The organism is Palleronia sp., from assembly GCF_042089775.1.
Lineage (GTDB): Bacteria > Pseudomonadota > Alphaproteobacteria > Rhodobacterales > Rhodobacteraceae > Palleronia.
The window spans coordinates 41,544-56,723 of the sequence record NZ_JBELKF010000015.1 but is presented as its reverse complement, the minus strand read 5'-3'; the positions used below and the strand labels follow the sequence as shown (position 1 = coordinate 56,723).

14 protein-coding genes, 1 tRNA gene and 1 pseudogene are annotated in these 15,180 nt (G+C 65.4%); 12 read left to right on the top strand and 4 right to left on the bottom strand.

From position 1 onward, the window contains the following. Positions 1–1,115: pseudogene (gene aceE / locus ACFDS3_RS06260) on the bottom strand (pyruvate dehydrogenase (acetyl-transferring), homodimeric type); the annotation flags it as partial. Positions 1,116–1,425: 310 nt separating this feature from the next. On the opposite strand from aceE, the gene hisB reads away from it, so the two are divergent. From hisB to ACFDS3_RS06225, 7 genes are all read left to right on the top strand, one after another. Beyond that, positions 1,426–2,013 (top strand): imidazoleglycerol-phosphate dehydratase HisB, encoded by a 588-nt coding sequence (gene hisB / locus ACFDS3_RS06255; RefSeq protein ID WP_375261482.1) that lies wholly within the window; start codon positions 1,426–1,428, stop codon positions 2,011–2,013. Continuing rightward, on the top strand, positions 2,014–2,655 hold the full coding sequence (gene hisH / locus ACFDS3_RS06250; RefSeq protein ID WP_375261481.1) for an imidazole glycerol phosphate synthase subunit HisH: 642 nt from the start codon (positions 2,014–2,016) through the stop codon (positions 2,653–2,655). 52 nt (positions 2,656–2,707) lie between these two features. Continuing rightward, positions 2,708–3,085 (top strand): HesB/IscA family protein, encoded by a 378-nt coding sequence (locus ACFDS3_RS06245; protein WP_375261480.1) that lies wholly within the window; start codon positions 2,708–2,710, stop codon positions 3,083–3,085. Positions 3,086–3,766: 681 nt separating this feature from the next. Then, positions 3,767–5,746: a PAS domain S-box protein gene (locus tag ACFDS3_RS06240; protein ID WP_375261479.1), complete on the top strand. Its 1,980-nt coding sequence runs from the start codon at positions 3,767–3,769 to the stop codon at positions 5,744–5,746. 198 nt (positions 5,747–5,944) lie between these two features. After that, positions 5,945–6,706: a transporter substrate-binding domain-containing protein gene (locus ACFDS3_RS06235; protein ID WP_375261478.1), complete on the top strand. Its 762-nt coding sequence runs from the start codon at positions 5,945–5,947 to the stop codon at positions 6,704–6,706. A 121-nt stretch (positions 6,707–6,827) separates the two neighbouring features. Next, complete coding sequence (locus ACFDS3_RS06230) at positions 6,828–7,499, top strand: amino acid ABC transporter permease (protein ID WP_375261477.1); 672 nt, start codon at positions 6,828–6,830, stop codon at positions 7,497–7,499. Beyond that, on the top strand, positions 7,496–8,269 hold the full coding sequence (locus ACFDS3_RS06225; RefSeq protein WP_375261476.1) for an amino acid ABC transporter ATP-binding protein: 774 nt from the start codon (positions 7,496–7,498) through the stop codon (positions 8,267–8,269). Before ACFDS3_RS06230 ends, ACFDS3_RS06225 begins: the two co-directional genes overlap by 4 nt. A gap of 237 nt (positions 8,270–8,506) precedes the next feature. Here the strand turns inward: ACFDS3_RS06225 and ACFDS3_RS06220 are convergent. Continuing rightward, positions 8,507–8,590: transfer RNA gene (locus tag ACFDS3_RS06220), tRNA-Leu, on the bottom strand. 75 nt (positions 8,591–8,665) lie between these two features. Between ACFDS3_RS06220 and ACFDS3_RS06215 the strand changes: the two genes are divergently transcribed. After that, positions 8,666–9,061: an NUDIX hydrolase gene (locus ACFDS3_RS06215; RefSeq protein WP_375261475.1), complete on the top strand. Its 396-nt coding sequence runs from the start codon at positions 8,666–8,668 to the stop codon at positions 9,059–9,061. Here the strand turns inward: ACFDS3_RS06215 and ACFDS3_RS06210 are convergent. Next, positions 9,055–9,582 (bottom strand): component of SufBCD complex, encoded by a 528-nt coding sequence (locus ACFDS3_RS06210; RefSeq protein ID WP_375261474.1) that lies wholly within the window; start codon positions 9,580–9,582, stop codon positions 9,055–9,057. The genes ACFDS3_RS06215 and ACFDS3_RS06210 overlap by 7 nt on opposite strands. A 100-nt stretch (positions 9,583–9,682) precedes the next feature. On the opposite strand from ACFDS3_RS06210, the gene hemB reads away from it, so the two are divergent. The 4 genes from hemB (at position 9,683) to trpE (ending at position 14,842) form a co-directional block, all read left to right on the top strand. Beyond that, positions 9,683–10,684 carry a porphobilinogen synthase gene (gene hemB / locus ACFDS3_RS06205; RefSeq protein WP_375261473.1) on the top strand — a complete coding sequence of 334 codons (1,002 nt, stop codon included), beginning with the start codon at positions 9,683–9,685 and terminating at the stop codon, positions 10,682–10,684. 142 nt (positions 10,685–10,826) lie between these two features. Beyond that, positions 10,827–11,390 (top strand): YSC84-related protein, encoded by a 564-nt coding sequence (locus tag ACFDS3_RS06200; RefSeq protein WP_375261472.1) that lies wholly within the window; start codon positions 10,827–10,829, stop codon positions 11,388–11,390. Positions 11,391–11,468: 78 nt separating this feature from the next. Next, on the top strand, positions 11,469–13,328 hold the full coding sequence (locus tag ACFDS3_RS06195) for a SurA N-terminal domain-containing protein (RefSeq protein ID WP_375261471.1): 1,860 nt from the start codon (positions 11,469–11,471) through the stop codon (positions 13,326–13,328). Then, a complete protein-coding gene (gene trpE / locus ACFDS3_RS06190) occupies positions 13,328–14,842 on the top strand; it encodes an anthranilate synthase component I (protein ID WP_375261470.1) in 1,515 nt (504 codons plus the stop codon). The genes ACFDS3_RS06195 and trpE overlap by 1 nt, the downstream gene beginning before the upstream one ends. Here the strand turns inward: trpE and ACFDS3_RS06185 are convergent. Next, positions 14,839–15,102, bottom strand: coding sequence for an usg protein (locus tag ACFDS3_RS06185; protein ID WP_375261469.1), 264 nt, complete (start codon positions 15,100–15,102; stop codon positions 14,839–14,841). The two genes, trpE and ACFDS3_RS06185, sit on opposite strands and share 4 nt — an antisense overlap. Positions 15,103–15,180: the final 78 nt, after the last annotated feature.

Sequence of the window (15,180 nt, the reverse complement as noted above, 5' to 3'; positions counted from 1 at the left end):
TCGGCGGTATAGACCTTCTGCGCATCGTGCCCGCCGCGGCGGAGTGCAAAGATCTCCTCGTCGGTCCAGTCCTCGACCAGGGCGGCGGTTTCGGGGTATTTCCCGAAGAAATGCTCGCGGATATAGGCGCCATCCTTCGACTTGAAGGTCTGGTAGTCGCCGTCCACCGTCTCGTCCATGAGCTGGCGCAGCTTGCCGCTGGTGTCCCGCTCGAGCAGGTCGTCCCAGCCCTTGCCCCACAGCACCTTGATCACGTTCCAGCCCGACCCACGGAACGAGCCCTCAAGCTCCTGCACGATCTTGTGGTTGCCGCGCACCGGCCCGTCGAGGCGCTGAAGGTTGCAGTTGATGACGAAGATCAGGTTGTCGAGGTTCTCGCGTGCCGCGATGTTGATGGCGCCGAGCGATTCCGGCTCGTCCATCTCGCCGTCGCCGAGGAAGGCCCAGACCTTGCGGTCCGACTTCTCGATCAGGCCCCGGTTCTCCATGTATTTCATGAAGCGCGCCTGGTAGACGGCCATCAGCGGCCCGAGCCCCATCGAGACGGTCGGGAACTGCCAGTACTCCGGCATCAGCCAGGGGTGCGGGTAGGAGGACAGGCCCTTGTTGCCCGTCTCCATCCGGAAGTTCTTCAGATCTTCTTCCGACAGACGCCCTTCCATGAAGGACCGCGCGTAGATCCCGGGGATCACGTGACCCTGGAAGAACACCATGTCGCCGCCATGTGTGGCCGAGCGCGCGCGCCAGAAGTGATTGAGGCCGATGTCATACATCACCGCCGACGAGGCGAACGAGGCGATGTGCCCGCCGATCCCGTCCTCGGCCTTGTTCGCCTTCACCACCGTCGCCGCAGCGTTCCAGCGATTGATCGACCGGATGCGCTTTTCCATGTCGGCATCGCCGGGGATCTCGAGCAGATCGTCGGCGGGAATGGTGTTCTGGTACGGCGTGGTCGAGCTGAAGGGCAGCACCGCGCCTGCGGCCCGTGCCTGGCTGACGGCCTTGTCGAGCAGGAAGTGCGCCCGATCCGGTCCGTCGCGGGCGATCACGTCCTCGATCGCCTCCTGCCATTCCTGGCTTTCTACCGGATCGATGTCATCCTGACCGTCTTTCATGGCGCTCTCCTTCGATAGCGAGGGAGGCAAGGCGCAATTCGTGCGCCTGCAGTCCGCCTCCCTCGGACTGCTGATTTGACGTAGACCATAGCCTGTCGTCATCCATAGCGTCAGCCACCCTGCGCGAAGATCTGCTATGCATATGGCGCAACTGCCATGCACTTGCTGCATAGCAGCGTAACGAAATGTCCCAGGCAGCGCCGGCGAGTTGCTCTTCCTGCGCGCAGGATCATTGCGCGCCCGGTCCGGGCCTTTTCATGGCCGCGCCGGCCCGCTAACAGACGGCGCGAACAGCACGAAAGGCAGGCCCATGCGCAGCGCCTCGATCACCCGCAAGACGAACGAGACCGACATCACCGTGATGGTCGATCTCGACGGAACCGGCACCGCCGAGATCCAGACCGGGGTCGGCTTCTTCGACCACATGCTCGACCAGCTCGCCCGCCACTCGCTGATCGACATGCATGTGCGCACCAAGGGCGACCTGCATATCGACGACCACCACACGGTCGAGGATACCGGCATCGCGATCGGCCAGGCGCTCCGCCAGGCCCTGGGCGAGAAGCGCGGCATCTATCGCTACGGCCAGTGCGCCCTGCCGATGGACGACACGCTGGTGACGGCGGCGCTCGACCTGTCGGGGCGGCCGTGGCTGGGATGGAACCTGCCGATGACGGCGGAAAAGATCGGCACCTTCGACACCGAGCTGGTGCGCGAGTTCTTCCAGGCGCTGTCGACCCACGGCGGCATCACTCTCCACGTCGATCTCGCGCGCGGCGTGAACAGCCACCACATCGCCGAGGCCGCCTTCAAGGCCGTTGCGCGCGCCCTGCGCGAGGCGGTCGAGCCCGACCCGCGCAAGGGGCAAGCCATCCCGTCGACCAAGGGCACGCTCTAGATGACCACCGTTCTGATCGACACCGACAGCGGCAACCTGCACTCCGCCGAAAAGGCGTTCCAGCGCATGGCGCGCGAGGCCGACGCGGGCGAGGTGATCGTCACCGCCGATCCCGACGCCGTCGCCCGCGCAACCCGCGTCGTCCTGCCGGGTGACGGGGCCTTCCCCGCCTGCGCCCGTGCGCTGATGCGCGACCGTGCCGCCCTGCACGAGGCGCTTCTCGACGCAGTGGAACGGCAGGGGCGCCCCTTCCTGGGCATCTGCGTCGGTATGCAGCTGATGGCGCAGCGCGGCCTCGAATACCAGGAAACCGACGGCCTCGGCTGGATCGACGGAGAGGTCGTGCCGATCACCCCCGCCGACCCGGCGCTGAAGGTGCCTCACATGGGCTGGAACGACCTGGTGCTCGACCGCGAGCACCCCGTGCTCGACGGCATCAATACCGGCGACCACGCCTACTTCGTGCATTCCTTCCACATGAAGCTGACGGTGCCCGACCAGCGCCTCGCCCATTGCGACTACGGCGAGGCCGTGACGGCGATCGTGGCCAACGGCAACCGCATCGGCGTGCAGTTCCACCCCGAGAAGAGCCAGGACACCGGCCTGCGCCTGGTCCGGAACTTCCTCGGCTGGGCGCCTTGAGAGCCCCCGCTTGCGCCCTTACATTGCGAGTGAACTGACAGGAGAGGCCACGATGTTCGGCATTCCGGGCAAGCAAGCCGTCACGATGAGCCCGACGGCCGCCAACCAGATCCTCAAGCTGATGAACGCGAAGGGCCACAAGGGCCTGCGCATCGGCGTCAAGAAGGGCGGCTGCGCGGGCATGGAATACACCATGGACTACGTGGACGAGGTCGATCCGCATGACGAGGTCGTCGAACAGGACGGCGCACGCGTGATGATCGCGCCCATGGCGCAGATGTTCCTTTTCGGGACCGAGATCGACTACGAGACGTCGCTCCTCGAGTCGGCGTTCAAGTTCCGCAATCCGAACGTGGTGGACGCCTGCGGTTGCGGCGAGTCGATCAAGTTCAAGGACGTCGAAGAGCTTTCCGCCGAAAGCGGCGGCTGAACCTCCCCGCGCTCAAGCGACCTGCAAGAGCAACCGCGACAGGACGCGACTTCTGTCGAACACGGGGCCCTCTGGTCATTCGACAGAAGGCTTCCCTGCAGGCGTTATGCGTCCTGACCCGCCCCGCTCGCGCCATCGCCAGTATGCGGCCGAGCGGCGGCAGTGTTCCTGTTCGCCCAGCCTGGCGAAGACAGCATCCCAGATTGCGATATGGACGCGCCAGTGCGGAAGGTGCCGATGTTGCCAGGCATGGGCACACCAGCTTCGCTTGTCTCCGGTCAGGGCGTAGCGCGTGCGCCACGATACGGATTCGATGAGCCGCCAAAGCGCCCCCCGCATCTCAAACCGCCTCATTCGGGCTCTGCCACGTCTTGATGTCCGCCTGCGCCGTTCTTGCCCCGGTTCCGTTGTTCACGTCTTTGCCCTCCACGTCATTCATGTGCGACGCTGCAAGAACAACATGAAAAGGATGAAGAAGGTTTCCGACCCGTCGCGCGAGGTGGCAGCCGTGAGGCGCCGTCGCACAGGCGATCCCGTCTCCTGTGCCTGAGATCGATCGGCAGCGGGCCGCGTTCCCACCGCCTCCCGCTCGGGTCCGCCCCGTCCCAGGAGAAGCCGGCCTATGGAGAAGGCGGAAGGGTCGTTCTACATCTCGACCGGAAGCGCAGACAGGAAGCTTGAATGCCGATCACCGAACATCCCGAGGACGACAGCATCGGGGAGAACAGCTTGGCGCAAGTGATAGGGGCGCGGGGCGGCGTGGACGATCGATGTCGGCTTCTGCTGGAGGCGATCACAGATTACGCGATCTACATGCTCGACCCCGAGGGGCACGTCTCGAGCTGGAATCCCGGGGCCCAGCGTTTCAAGGGCTACGACGAGGCCGAGATCCTGGGGCACCACTTCTCGCGCTTCTATACCGACGAGGACAAGGCAAGGGGGCTGCCCGAGCGCGCCCTTCGCACCGCCGCCGAACAGGGCCGCTTCGAGAACGAGGGCTGGCGCGTCCGTAAGGACGGAATGCGGTTCTGGGCGCATGTCGTCATCGACCCGATCCGCTCGCCCTCGGGCGAACTTCTGGGCTTTGCCAAGATCACCCGAGACCTGACCGAAAAGCGACAGACCGAAGACGCGCTCCGCAAGAGCCAGGAGCAGTTCCAGCTACTGGTGCAGGGCGTCACCGACTACGCCATCTACATGCTCGACCCTGCGGGCCAGGTAGCAAGCTGGAACGCCGGTGCGCGCCGGATCAAGGGCTACGAGCCCGAAGAGATCATCGGCCAGCACGTCTCGCGCTTCTACACCGAAGAAGATCGCGCAGACGGCCTGCCGCGCCGCGCGCTCCAAACCGCGGAACGCGAGGGCCGGTTCGAGCATGAGGGCTGGCGCGTGCGTCGGGACGGGACCCGTTTCTGGGCCAGCGTCGTGGTCGACGCGATCCGCGACGACGAGGGTCACCTGATCGGCTTTGCCAAGGTGACCCGTGACATAACCGAGAAGCGCGAGGCGCAACGTGCGCTCGAGCAGGCACAGGAAGAGCTGCTTCAGGCCCGCAAGATGGAGGCATTGGGCCAGCTCGCCGGAGGGATCGCACACGATTTCAACAACCTTCTGGCAGCCATCTCCAGCAGCCTGGAGCTGCTACAGAAGCGACTGCCCGAGCACCCGAGAACGGCCCGCCTTCTCGAAAACGCGCTCAAGGGCGTGCATCGGGGCGCCAGCCTGACCTCTCGGCTCCTGACATTCTCTCGCCAGCAACCGCTCGAGCCGCAGGCGGTGGACCTCGCGGCGCTCATTCGCGGGATGGGGGACCTTCTGAACATCTCTCTTGGCGGGAACATCTCGGTCGAGACGCAAGCGCCCCACCCGATGCCTCCGGCCATGGTCGACCCCTCCCAGCTCGAACTTGCGCTGCTGAACGTGGCCGCCAACGCACGTGATGCCATGCCTCAAGGGGGCACTCTCACCATCACCCTCGCAAGCGAAGAGGTGTCCACCGGTCAGGTGCCCGGCCTGAAGGGCGGCGCCTACGTTCGCCTGGCCGTCACGGACACGGGAGAGGGCATGGACGAAGAGACCCTCCGCCGGGCAGCCGATCCCTTCTTCACGACGAAGGAAGCGGGAAAGGGCACCGGGCTCGGCCTTTCTCTGGTTCATGGCCTGCTCGAGGACACGGGCGGACGTCTTGTATTGCGCAGTCGCAAGGGTCACGGCACGACCGCCGAGCTTTGGCTTCCCGCCGCCGAGGCCCCGCATGTGTCCCAAGAACGACCGACGCCGCATGTGGAGCTGGAACGCGGCAGCCAGTCGCTCACGGTGCTGGCGGTCGATGACGACCCGCTGATTCTCATGAACACCAGCCTCATGCTCGAGGATCTCGGCTATCGCGTCATTGAGGCGCATAGCGCAGCCGAAGCTCTGGACGTGCTCGGGGAACAGCACGTGGATCTTCTGATCACGGACCAGATCATGCCGCGCATGAGCGGGATGGAGCTGGTGAAGATCGCGCGAGAGCTTCGGCCCGATCTGCCGGTGATCCTCGCGACGGGCTACATGGATCTGGACGAGCTTGGCGCGCCCGACCTGCCCAAGCTCGACAAGCCGTTCGGCTTTGAGCAACTCAAGGCCATTGTCCGAGAGACGGTTCGGGGCGCTGCCTGAACCCGCCACGGCAAACGCGCTTCACGGACAAGTTCAGGCTTGCCGGTCAGCCTGGCGTCGGTGCGGGCTGGCCTGCCAGCAGCCGCGAATGAACCGGCTTTCGGGGTTTCGCCTTGACCTCAGGCAGGCACCGCGCCAACTTGGCCTCTCCAAAAACGGGGTTGAAACCACCGTTTTCGTTGGGGAGAGGGAGGAAACATGCCTCAGTATTTCAAGGACTTCGCGCTGGCGGGTCTGATCGGATTCGGCGTCGCGGTCAGCGGCGCGGCGCAAGCCGACACCGCCAAGGTCGCAACCGACCCGAGCTTTGTCCCGTTCGAGATGATGGACCAGGAATCCGGCGAGATGGTCGGCTTCGACATGGACATCATTCGCGAGCTGGGAAACCGGGCCGGCTTTGAGCCCGACATCAATACGATGGATTTCAACGGCATCATTCCCGCCGTGCAAACCGGAAACGTGGACGTTGCGATCGCCGGCATAACGATCACCGACGAACGCGCCCAGATCGTCGACTTCTCGGATCCCTATTACGACAGCGGCCTGCAGATCCTCGTCGGCGCCGACAATGACGACGTCGAAACGATCGACGATCTCGAGGGCATGAAGATCGGCACCAAGATCGGGTCGACCAGCTTTGACTTTCTGACCGAGAAATTCGGTGACGATGCCACGATCACGCCTTACCCCGGATCAAGCGACATGTATCTCGCCCTCATGGGTGGCAGCGTCGACGCGGTGTTCTACGACGCTCCCAACGTGAGCTATTTCGCCAAGACCCGGGGCGACGGGCGCGTGAAGGTCGTCGGTCCGCTCTACGAGGGTCAGCAATACGGCATTGCCTTCCCCAAGGGCAGCGATCTGGTCCAGCCGGTAAATGAGGCACTGGCGGAAATGCGCGAAGACGGGACCTACGACGAAATCCACAGCAAGTGGTTCGGCGCCAGCGACGCTAATTGAGGTCCGTCAGGTAACCGCTTCACTTGCGTGATCATCAACCGTGAATGAACACGCTGCCTCCCCGCCAGTCACGTCGGGGAGGCATTTCATTTGACGCATTGTCTCGGGACGGAGTCCGGTCTTGAACGCTTCTTTCGATTTCAATTGGCAGGCCGCCTTCGACTCCCTCCCGTATCTGCTGGCCGGCATCCCCTACACGCTGCTCATCGCGTTCGGCGGACTGGCGATCGGCTTCGTGCTCGGCATGATCTTCGGCTTGCTGCGGTTAAGCCCGTCGCCGTGGCTCCGCTGGCCCGCCATCGCCTATATCGAGATCTTTCGCGGCACTCCGGTTCTGGTGCAGGTGCTGTTCATCTTCTACGGCCTGCCCCAGCTTCTGGGCGGCCCGATCGACGCCATCAGCGCCGGCATCGCCGCGATCGCGGTGAATTCAGGCGCATATATCTCCGAGATCGTCCGTGGCGGCGTCCAGTCCATCGAGCGCGGCCAACGCGAGGCGGGGCTGTCGCTGGGCCTGTCCAGAACGCAGACATTCCGGTACGTGATCTGGCCGCAGGGTTTCCGGCGCATGATCCCGGCCCTGGGCAACCAGGGGATCATCAGCATCAAGGATACCTCGCTTTTTGCCGTGATCGGGGTCGGCGAGCTCGTACGGCAAGGCCAGATCTACATTGCGACCACGTTCAGAGCGCTGGAGGTCTATCTGATGGTTGCCATTCTCTATCTCGCGATAACGCTGACCCTTTCGCTGGCGTTGAGGATGCTTGAACGCAAGGGGTTCGTTGGACGATGAACGATCGCAGATTTGCTGATGATGCCGCGCCCATCGTGCGCATGGAAAAGCTGAACAAGAATTTCGGTGCGCTTCATGTCCTGAAGGACGTCGACCTTTCGGTCGCGCCCGGTGAGGTTGTCGTCATTATCGGCGCCAGCGGATCGGGAAAATCGACGCTCATTCGTTGCATCAACGGGCTCGAAGAATTCCAGAGCGGCAAGTTGGAGGTGGATGGCAAGGTCCTCGCACCTCACGGAAAGGCCAGCCGAACGCTACAGCAGATCCGGACCGAAGTCGGAATGGTCTTCCAGCAATTCAACCTGTTTCCGCATCTGAGCGTCCTGGACAATATTACCCTCGCCCCTCGCAAGGTGCGCAATGCCAGCCGTGAAGAGGCCAGACAGACCGCGAGGCGCCTGCTGGAGCGCGTAGACATCGCCAATCAGGCGGATAAATTCCCCAGTCAGCTATCGGGCGGCCAGCAGCAACGCGTGGCCCTGGCCCGGGCGCTCGCAATGGAACCCCGACTGATGCTTTTCGACGAGCCGACATCGGCTCTGGACCCGGAAATGATCGGGGAGGTTTTGGACGCCATGCGTGAATTGGCGCGCGAAGGCATGACCATGGTCATTGTCACCCACGAGATGAGCTTTGCCCGCGAGGTTGCTGATCGCGTTATCTACATCCACAAGGGCGAAATCGTGGAACAGGGCCGGCCCGAGGACGTCTTCGATAGTCCGAAGCACGACCGGACCCGGAGTTTCCTTTCGCGGGTCCTCACTCATTAAAAGCGATACGCTCGCACCGGACGGGGCTATGTCGCCCCCCGGCCGAAGTTTTTGACAGTAGCCTTCGATTTCTGATGCGCGCGATACGAATCGCGCCGGGGGCTCCACGACGTCGACTATCAAAGAACGCTCGGAAATGAACCGATAGCCATCGGCGTCGGACGTAGGCGCTCGATCCCAAGGTTCACCTTCGGGATCCGGCGCGCGCTCGGCGCCAACCAAGCCCTGATTTCGCGATGGTACCCGCGGCCGGACTCGAACCGGCAAGCCTTGCGGCGGGGGATTTTGAATCCCCTGCGTCTACCATTCCGCCACGCGGGCCCGTCTCTGCCGGGGCCTTGCGACCATCGCGGCTCCGGGTGTAGCGGGAAATGGGGGCGGAGGGAAAGCGGGAAAATGCAGCAGGAACGTCATGGCGCCGCCGCGGTCGTGATCCGGAACGGCCATGTCCTCCTGGCACGGCGCATCAACCCGCCCGATGAGGGGCTCTGGGGCTATCCCGGCGGCCATGTCGAACACGGCGAAACCGCGCCCGAGGCCGCCATCCGCGAGTTGTTCGAGGAAACGGGCGTCGTCGCCCTGCCCTCCGCCGTTCTCGACACGCTCCATGTCGGAGACAGCCCGCGCTTCCGCCTCGACATGGTCCTGTGCCGCTATGTCTCGGGCGAGCCGCAGCCCGCGGACGACATCAGCGCTGCCGAATGGGTCCCTTTCGACGATGTCCGCGTCCAGGCCCGCGAGATGAGCCGCGACGTCGACACCATCCTCGCCCGTGCGCTCGACCGTCAGTAGCCAGGCAGCGCGGCCCCAAAATTCTGATACATGCCCCACAACGCGGTGACGAAGATCGAGATCATGCCGATGCCCTGCACCACGGCGCGGTGACGCCGCAGCCGGTCGCGCAGGTCATCGCCGGAAAGATCGCGCTCTGCGATGTCGCGGGCGCAGCGGATGCCCAAGGCGCCCACCAGCGACATCGGCGCCGCGATCAGGAACACGGCCTGCGCGAACTCGACCCCATAGACGAAGCCCAGCAGCAGCAGCGTCGTCAGAACCGTCGCGCCGAGCGCCACCAGCACCAGCCCCGACACTTCTGCAATATATAGAATCCGCGCGACCCGGATACGCACGACATCTTCGAGGTCCTGCTCGGACTGCCCGCCCTGTCGTGCGGCGCGACCCACCATGTCGTAGGGCACGCCCAGCACGTAGTGCGATGCGGTGGACCACACGGTCGCCAGCGCGATCCAGTACCACAGGTTCGAGAACGAACGCATGTCGATCAGCTCGAATACCGTCGCGTACCAGTCCACGTTGCACTCCGCAGGTCCTCTTACCTGCGCTTACACTTGAGACCGCCAGAGTTCCATGCGACCCCTTCGGCGATTTTGATCCGTTGCAGAGGGACCACCGATGGCGACCCACTCCCCCGCCCCCTTCCCCGCCTCCCGTCTGCGCCGGATGCGCCGCACGCCGCAGCTTCGCGCGCTCATGCGCGAGACGCAGCTGACGCCGTCGGACCTGATCTGGCCCCTCTTCGTGCGCGAAGGCTCGGGCGAGCGTGAGGCCGTCGCCTCGATGCCCGGGGTCGAGCGCCTGTCAATCGACCTCATCGTGGACGCGGCGCGCGAGGCCGCGAGCCTCGGCATCCCCGCGATCTGCCTGTTTCCCTACACCGATCCGTCGCTCAAGACCGACGCCTGCGAAGAGGCGTGGAACCCCGACAACCTGTCGAACCGCGCGACCCGGGCGATCAAGGACGCCGTGCCCGACATCGCGGTGATGACCGACGTGGCGCTCGACCCCTACAACGCGAACGGCCATGACGGCATCGTCCGGAACGGCGAGATCGTGAACGACGAAAGCGTCGAGGCACTGGTGAAGATGGCGCTTGCCCAAGCCGCCGCCGGTGCCGACATCCTCGGACCCTCCGACATGATGGACGGCCGCATCGGCGCGATGCGCAAAGCGCTCGAGTCCGACGGCTTCACCAACACGACGATCATGTCCTACGCGGCCAAGTATGCCAGCGGCTTCTACGGCCCGTTCCGCGACGCAGTCGGGGCGTCGGGGGCGCTCAAGGGCGACAAGAAGACCTACCAGATGGACCCGGCCAACACGGACGAGGCCCTGCGCCTCGTCGCCCGCGACCTCGACGAGGGGGCAGACATGGTGATGGTCAAGCCGGGGATGCCCTATCTCGACATCTGCCGGCGCGTGAAAGACACCTTCGCGGTGCCCACCTACGCCTATCAGGTGTCGGGCGAATACGCGATGCTGCAGGCGGCGTTCCGGAATGGCTGGCTGGCGCCCGAAGCGGTGACGATGGAGAGCCTGCTCGCCTTCAAGCGCGCGGGCTGCGACGGAATCCTCACCTATTTCGCCCCCGAAGCCGCACGAATCCTCAACGACTGAGCGGTTCGTCGCCGCTTTGCCACCCGGTGCCGCGGCGTCGGGTCCAAGGGATGACACGAAGCAACGCCGCCGATATAGCTGAAATCGCGAGCGGCCGGCACAAGGCTGCCGCAGAGGCATACAGAGCAGCAAGGGACACGCCATGACAACCCTGACACGGCGCGCGGCCATCGCCGGCGCTCTCGCGGCTACCGGCCTTGCGGCCGCTGGCTGCAACAACGCGGTCGGCGCGCCCGGCGCGGCGACGATCGACGCCCGCGTCGCAGCCACCATGAACTACCTTTCGACAAACTACCCCGGCACCGATCAGCTGCGCGACAAGGCGACCGGCGTGCTCGTGATGCCGCTGATGACAAAGGCCGCGCTCGGCGCTGGCGGCGCTTACGGCCGCGGAGCGCTTCTGGTGAACGGGGCGACCGTCGACTACTATTCGGCTGCGCAGGCGAGCCTTGGCCTCCAGATCGGGGCGCAGCAATACGCGCATGTCCTGTTCTTCATGACCAACGACGCGCTCTACCAGTTCCGCACGTCGCCGGGCTGGGAAGCGGGCGGCGACATCGAATACGCCCTGCGCGACCGGGGCGGCAACCTGAGCGCCACGACCACGACCTCGATTGCGCCGGTGATAGGGCTGGTGTTCGGGCAGGCCGGGCTGATGGCGGGCGCCTCGCTCGAAGGCACGAAGTACTCGCGCATCATTCCCTAGGACGTTGGCCCCTTGAGGGCCGGCGGACCATCGCCTACACCCCTGCGGACCGCATCGCGCGCGACCAGGAGGTGACCCATGGCCAAGAAGAAGAACCCGATCGCGAAGAGCCTCGTCTGGGTCGTTCTCCTGCTGTTGATCGTGGGCCTCGCGGGCTTCGGCGCGACGAGCTTCGGCGGCTCGACCAGCGTGGTCGGCACCGTGGGCGACACCGAGATCTCGATGGATCGCTACGCCCGCGCGCTTCAGCAGGAGCTCCGCCGCCTGTCGCAGCAGACCGGCCAGAACATCACCATGGCCGAGGCGCAGCAGATGGGCATCGACCGGATCGTCCTGCAGCGCCTCATCGCAACCGCCGCGCTCGAGGACGAGGCCGACGACCTCGGCCTCTCGGTCGGCGATGTCGAAGTGGCCGAGTCGATCCGCCAGATCCCCGCCTTCCAGGGCGTCGACGGCAATTTCGACCCCGAGGCCTACCGCTTTGCCCTCAGCCAGTCCGGTCTGACCGTCAGCGAGTTCGAGGCCCAGCTCCGGGACGAGACGGCGCGCTCGATCCTGCAAGGCGCCGTCATCGCCGGCATCCAGCCGCCCTCCGCCTTCGTGGACCGGCTTTACCGATACGCCCGCGAGACGCGCGACCTGACGCTGATCCTTTTCAACGAGACCGCGCTGTCCGAGCCCCTGCCCGAGCCGACGCAAGACGGACTCCGCGCCTTCTACGAAGAGAACCCCGACGCCTACACCCTGCCCCGCCGGAAAAAGATCACCTACGCCTGGGCCACGCCCGAGATGATGGCCCTCGAGGTCGAGATCGGCGAGGACGCCGTTCGCGCGCTCTACGACGAACGCTCGGACATGTATAACCAGCCCGAGCGTCGCCTTGTCGAACGCCTCGTGTTCTCGGACGAAGCCGCCGCGCAAGAGGCTCTTGCCGCCATCGAAAGCGGTGACACCACGTTCGAGCAACTGGTTCAGGAGCGCGGGCTGACCCTCTCGGACATCGACCTCGGCGAAGTCGCCCGCGAGGATCTTGGCGCCGCGGCCGAGGCCGTGTTCGCGCTGGACGAGCCCGCAATCGCCGGCCCTGCGCCAACCTCGCTCGGCCCCGCGCTCTTCCGCGTCAACGCCATCCTCTCCGCACAGGAAACCCCGTTCGAAGAGGTCGCCCCCGAACTCCGCGACGAGGCCGCCCTGTCGGCCGCCCGCCGCGCGCTCGAAGCTCAGATCGACCCGGCCGAGGACCTTCTTGCCGGCGGCGCCACGCTCGAGGAACTCGCGCAGGAAACTCCGTTCGAGCTGGGCGAAACCACCTGGTTCCCCGGTGAGGCCAGCGAAGCCGGCGCCTCCATCGACGCCTACGACACTTTCCGCGAAGTTGCCGCGCAGACCGAGCCCGGCGATTTCCCCGAGGTCGCGCAGCTCTCGGACGGCGGCCTCTTCGCCTTGCGCGTGGACGAGGTGCTCGAACCGACGCTCCAGCCGTTCGAGGACGTGCGTGACCAGGTTCGCGCGGAATGGGAAGCCGCGACCCGTCGCGATCGCCTTGTCGCGCAGGCCGAAGCCGCCCTGGAAGAGCTGCAGTCCAGCGCCGCCATCAGCATCGGCTCGCTCGGCGGCGAAGTGACCCGCCGCGCCGATGTGACCCGCGACGCGGTGATCGAAACCGCCCCCGCCGATCTTGTGGAAAGCGCCTTCACCCTCGGGCAGGGCGAGGCCGTCGTCATCCCCACGACCGAAGGCGCAATCCTCCTGCGCGTCGACAGCGTCGAGACGCCCGACCCGACCGAGGACGAAGCCGCCCGGACCGGCCTGCGCCAGGCTGTCGGACAGGGCATCGCGCAGGACGTCACTTCGGCATTCACCTCGGCGATCGAGGCGCAGAAGGGCATCTCGCTCAACCAGTCGGCCGTCAACGCCGTCCTGTCGCAGTTCAACTGATGCAACTCACGCCCGATTTCGACAGCTTTGCCCGCGGCCATGCCGAAGGCCGGAACCAGGTCGTCTATGCCCGGATCGCAGCGGATCTGGACACGCCGGTCTCGCTGATGCTCAAGCTCGGCCAGGCCGGGCGCGACACGTTCATGCTCGAATCCGTGACCGGCGGCGAGGTGCGGGGCCGCTACTCGATCATCGGCATGAAGCCCGATCTGGTCTGGAGCTGTACGGGCCAGACCAGTCGCGTGAACCGTCAGGCGCGGTTCGACGACACCGCCTTCGAAGAGCTCGACGGTCACCCGCTCGACACTCTGCGCGCGATCCTGGCCGAAAGCCGCATCGACCTGCCCGACGAGCTGCCTGCCGCCTCGGCCGGCCTCTTCGGCTACCTGGGCTACGACATGATCCGGCTGGTCGAGCGTCTGCCGAACGTGAACCCCGACCCGATCGGCGTGCCCGACGCGCTGATGCTGCGGCCTTCGGTCGTCGCGGTGCTCGACGGGGTGAAGGGCGAGGTCACGGTCGTCGCCCCCGCCTGGGCAACAACCGGCCAGTCCGCCCGCGCCGCCTACGCACAGGCGGCCGAGCGTGTCATGGACGCCCTGCGCGAGCTCGACCGCCCCGTCAGCCCCGACGCCCGCGACCTTGGCGAAACCGGCACCCTGCCCGAGCCCGTGTCGAACATCAGCCACGACGATTACCTGTCCATCGTCGAACGTGCCAAGGACTACATCCGCGCCGGCGACATCTTTCAGGTCGTGCCCTCTCAGCGCTGGACGCAGGAGTTTCCCCTGCCGCCCTTCGCGCTCTACCGCTCCCTGCGGCGCACGAACCCGTCGCCCTTCATGTTCTATTTCAACTTCGGCGGCTTTCAGGTCGTCGGCGCCTCGCCCGAGATCCTCGTGCGCGTCATGGATGGCGAGGTCACGATCCGCCCCATCGCCGGCACCCGTCCCCGCGGGCAGACCCCCGAAGAGGACCGCGCGAACGAGACCGACCTGCTCGCCGACGCCAAGGAACGGGCCGAGCACCTGATGCTTCTGGATCTCGGCCGCAACGACGTCGGCCGCGTGGCCAAGGTCGGCACGGTCCACCCCACCGAAGAATTCATCATCGAACGCTACTCCCACGTCATGCACATCGTCTCGAACGTGGTGGGCAAGCTGCGCGAGGATCAGGACGCCCTGTCGGCCCTGCTGGCCGGCCTCCCCGCCGGCACCGTGTCCGGCGCGCCCAAGGTCCGCGCGATGGAGATCATCGACGAGCTGGAACCCGAAAAGCGCGGCATCTACGGCGGGGGCCTGGGCTATTTCAGCGCCGGCGGCGACATGGACATGTGCATCGCCCTCCGCACCGCCGTGGTGAAGAACGATAAGCTCTACATCCAGTCCGGCGGCGGCGTCGTCTTCGACAGCGATCCCGAGGCCGAGTATCAGGAGACCGTCAACAAGGCCCGCGCGCTGCGCCGCGCCGCCGAGGATGCCGGCCGTTTCGCGGGGCGCCGCAGCAACCGCTAGTGCAGCGGGAATTCCCCCGTGACGTGGCGCCACTCTCCCGGAGCGATCAGCTTGCGATGGGTGAAGCGGACCGAATGCAGCGCCCCCTCGATCTCGCGCTGCCAGAATTCTATGAAGTCGAATAGCCGCTCGTGATCCGGCGCCCGATCGTAGTCCTGCCAGACGAAACTGTTGAGAACATTGGTATAATCCGGTATCCGGTAGAACATCTCCGCCGTGGTGACGCCGTAGCCCTTCAGAAGCATCTCGCCTTCGGTCATGCCTTTTCTCCATGCTGATCGAATCAGCCTGCCACTCCCGACGTGAAAATCAATAAAAACAGCATGTTGGCACTCACC

Bases quoted from the DNA above. Each gene is read 5' to 3' on its own strand.
- hisB (WP_375261482.1), top strand. From the start codon at position 1,426: ATGCGCAGCGCCTCGATCACCCGCAAGACGAACGAGACCGACATCACC.
- hisH (WP_375261481.1), top strand. From the start codon at position 2,014: ATGACCACCGTTCTGATCGACACCGACAGCGGCAACCTGCACTCCGCC.
- ACFDS3_RS06245 (WP_375261480.1), top strand. From the start codon at position 2,708: ATGTTCGGCATTCCGGGCAAGCAAGCCGTCACGATGAGCCCGACGGCC.
- ACFDS3_RS06240 (WP_375261479.1), top strand. From the start codon at position 3,767: ATGCCGATCACCGAACATCCCGAGGACGACAGCATCGGGGAGAACAGC.
- ACFDS3_RS06235 (WP_375261478.1), top strand. From the start codon at position 5,945: ATGCCTCAGTATTTCAAGGACTTCGCGCTGGCGGGTCTGATCGGATTC.
- ACFDS3_RS06225 (WP_375261476.1), top strand. From the start codon at position 7,496: ATGAACGATCGCAGATTTGCTGATGATGCCGCGCCCATCGTGCGCATG.
- ACFDS3_RS06215 (WP_375261475.1), top strand. From the start codon at position 8,666: ATGCAGCAGGAACGTCATGGCGCCGCCGCGGTCGTGATCCGGAACGGC.
- hemB (WP_375261473.1), top strand. From the start codon at position 9,683: ATGGCGACCCACTCCCCCGCCCCCTTCCCCGCCTCCCGTCTGCGCCGG.
- ACFDS3_RS06200 (WP_375261472.1), top strand. From the start codon at position 10,827: ATGACAACCCTGACACGGCGCGCGGCCATCGCCGGCGCTCTCGCGGCT.
- ACFDS3_RS06195 (WP_375261471.1), top strand. From the start codon at position 11,469: ATGGCCAAGAAGAAGAACCCGATCGCGAAGAGCCTCGTCTGGGTCGTT.
- trpE (WP_375261470.1), top strand. From the start codon at position 13,328: ATGCAACTCACGCCCGATTTCGACAGCTTTGCCCGCGGCCATGCCGAA.
- ACFDS3_RS06185 (WP_375261469.1), bottom strand. From the start codon at position 15,102: ATGACCGAAGGCGAGATGCTTCTGAAGGGCTACGGCGTCACCACGGCG.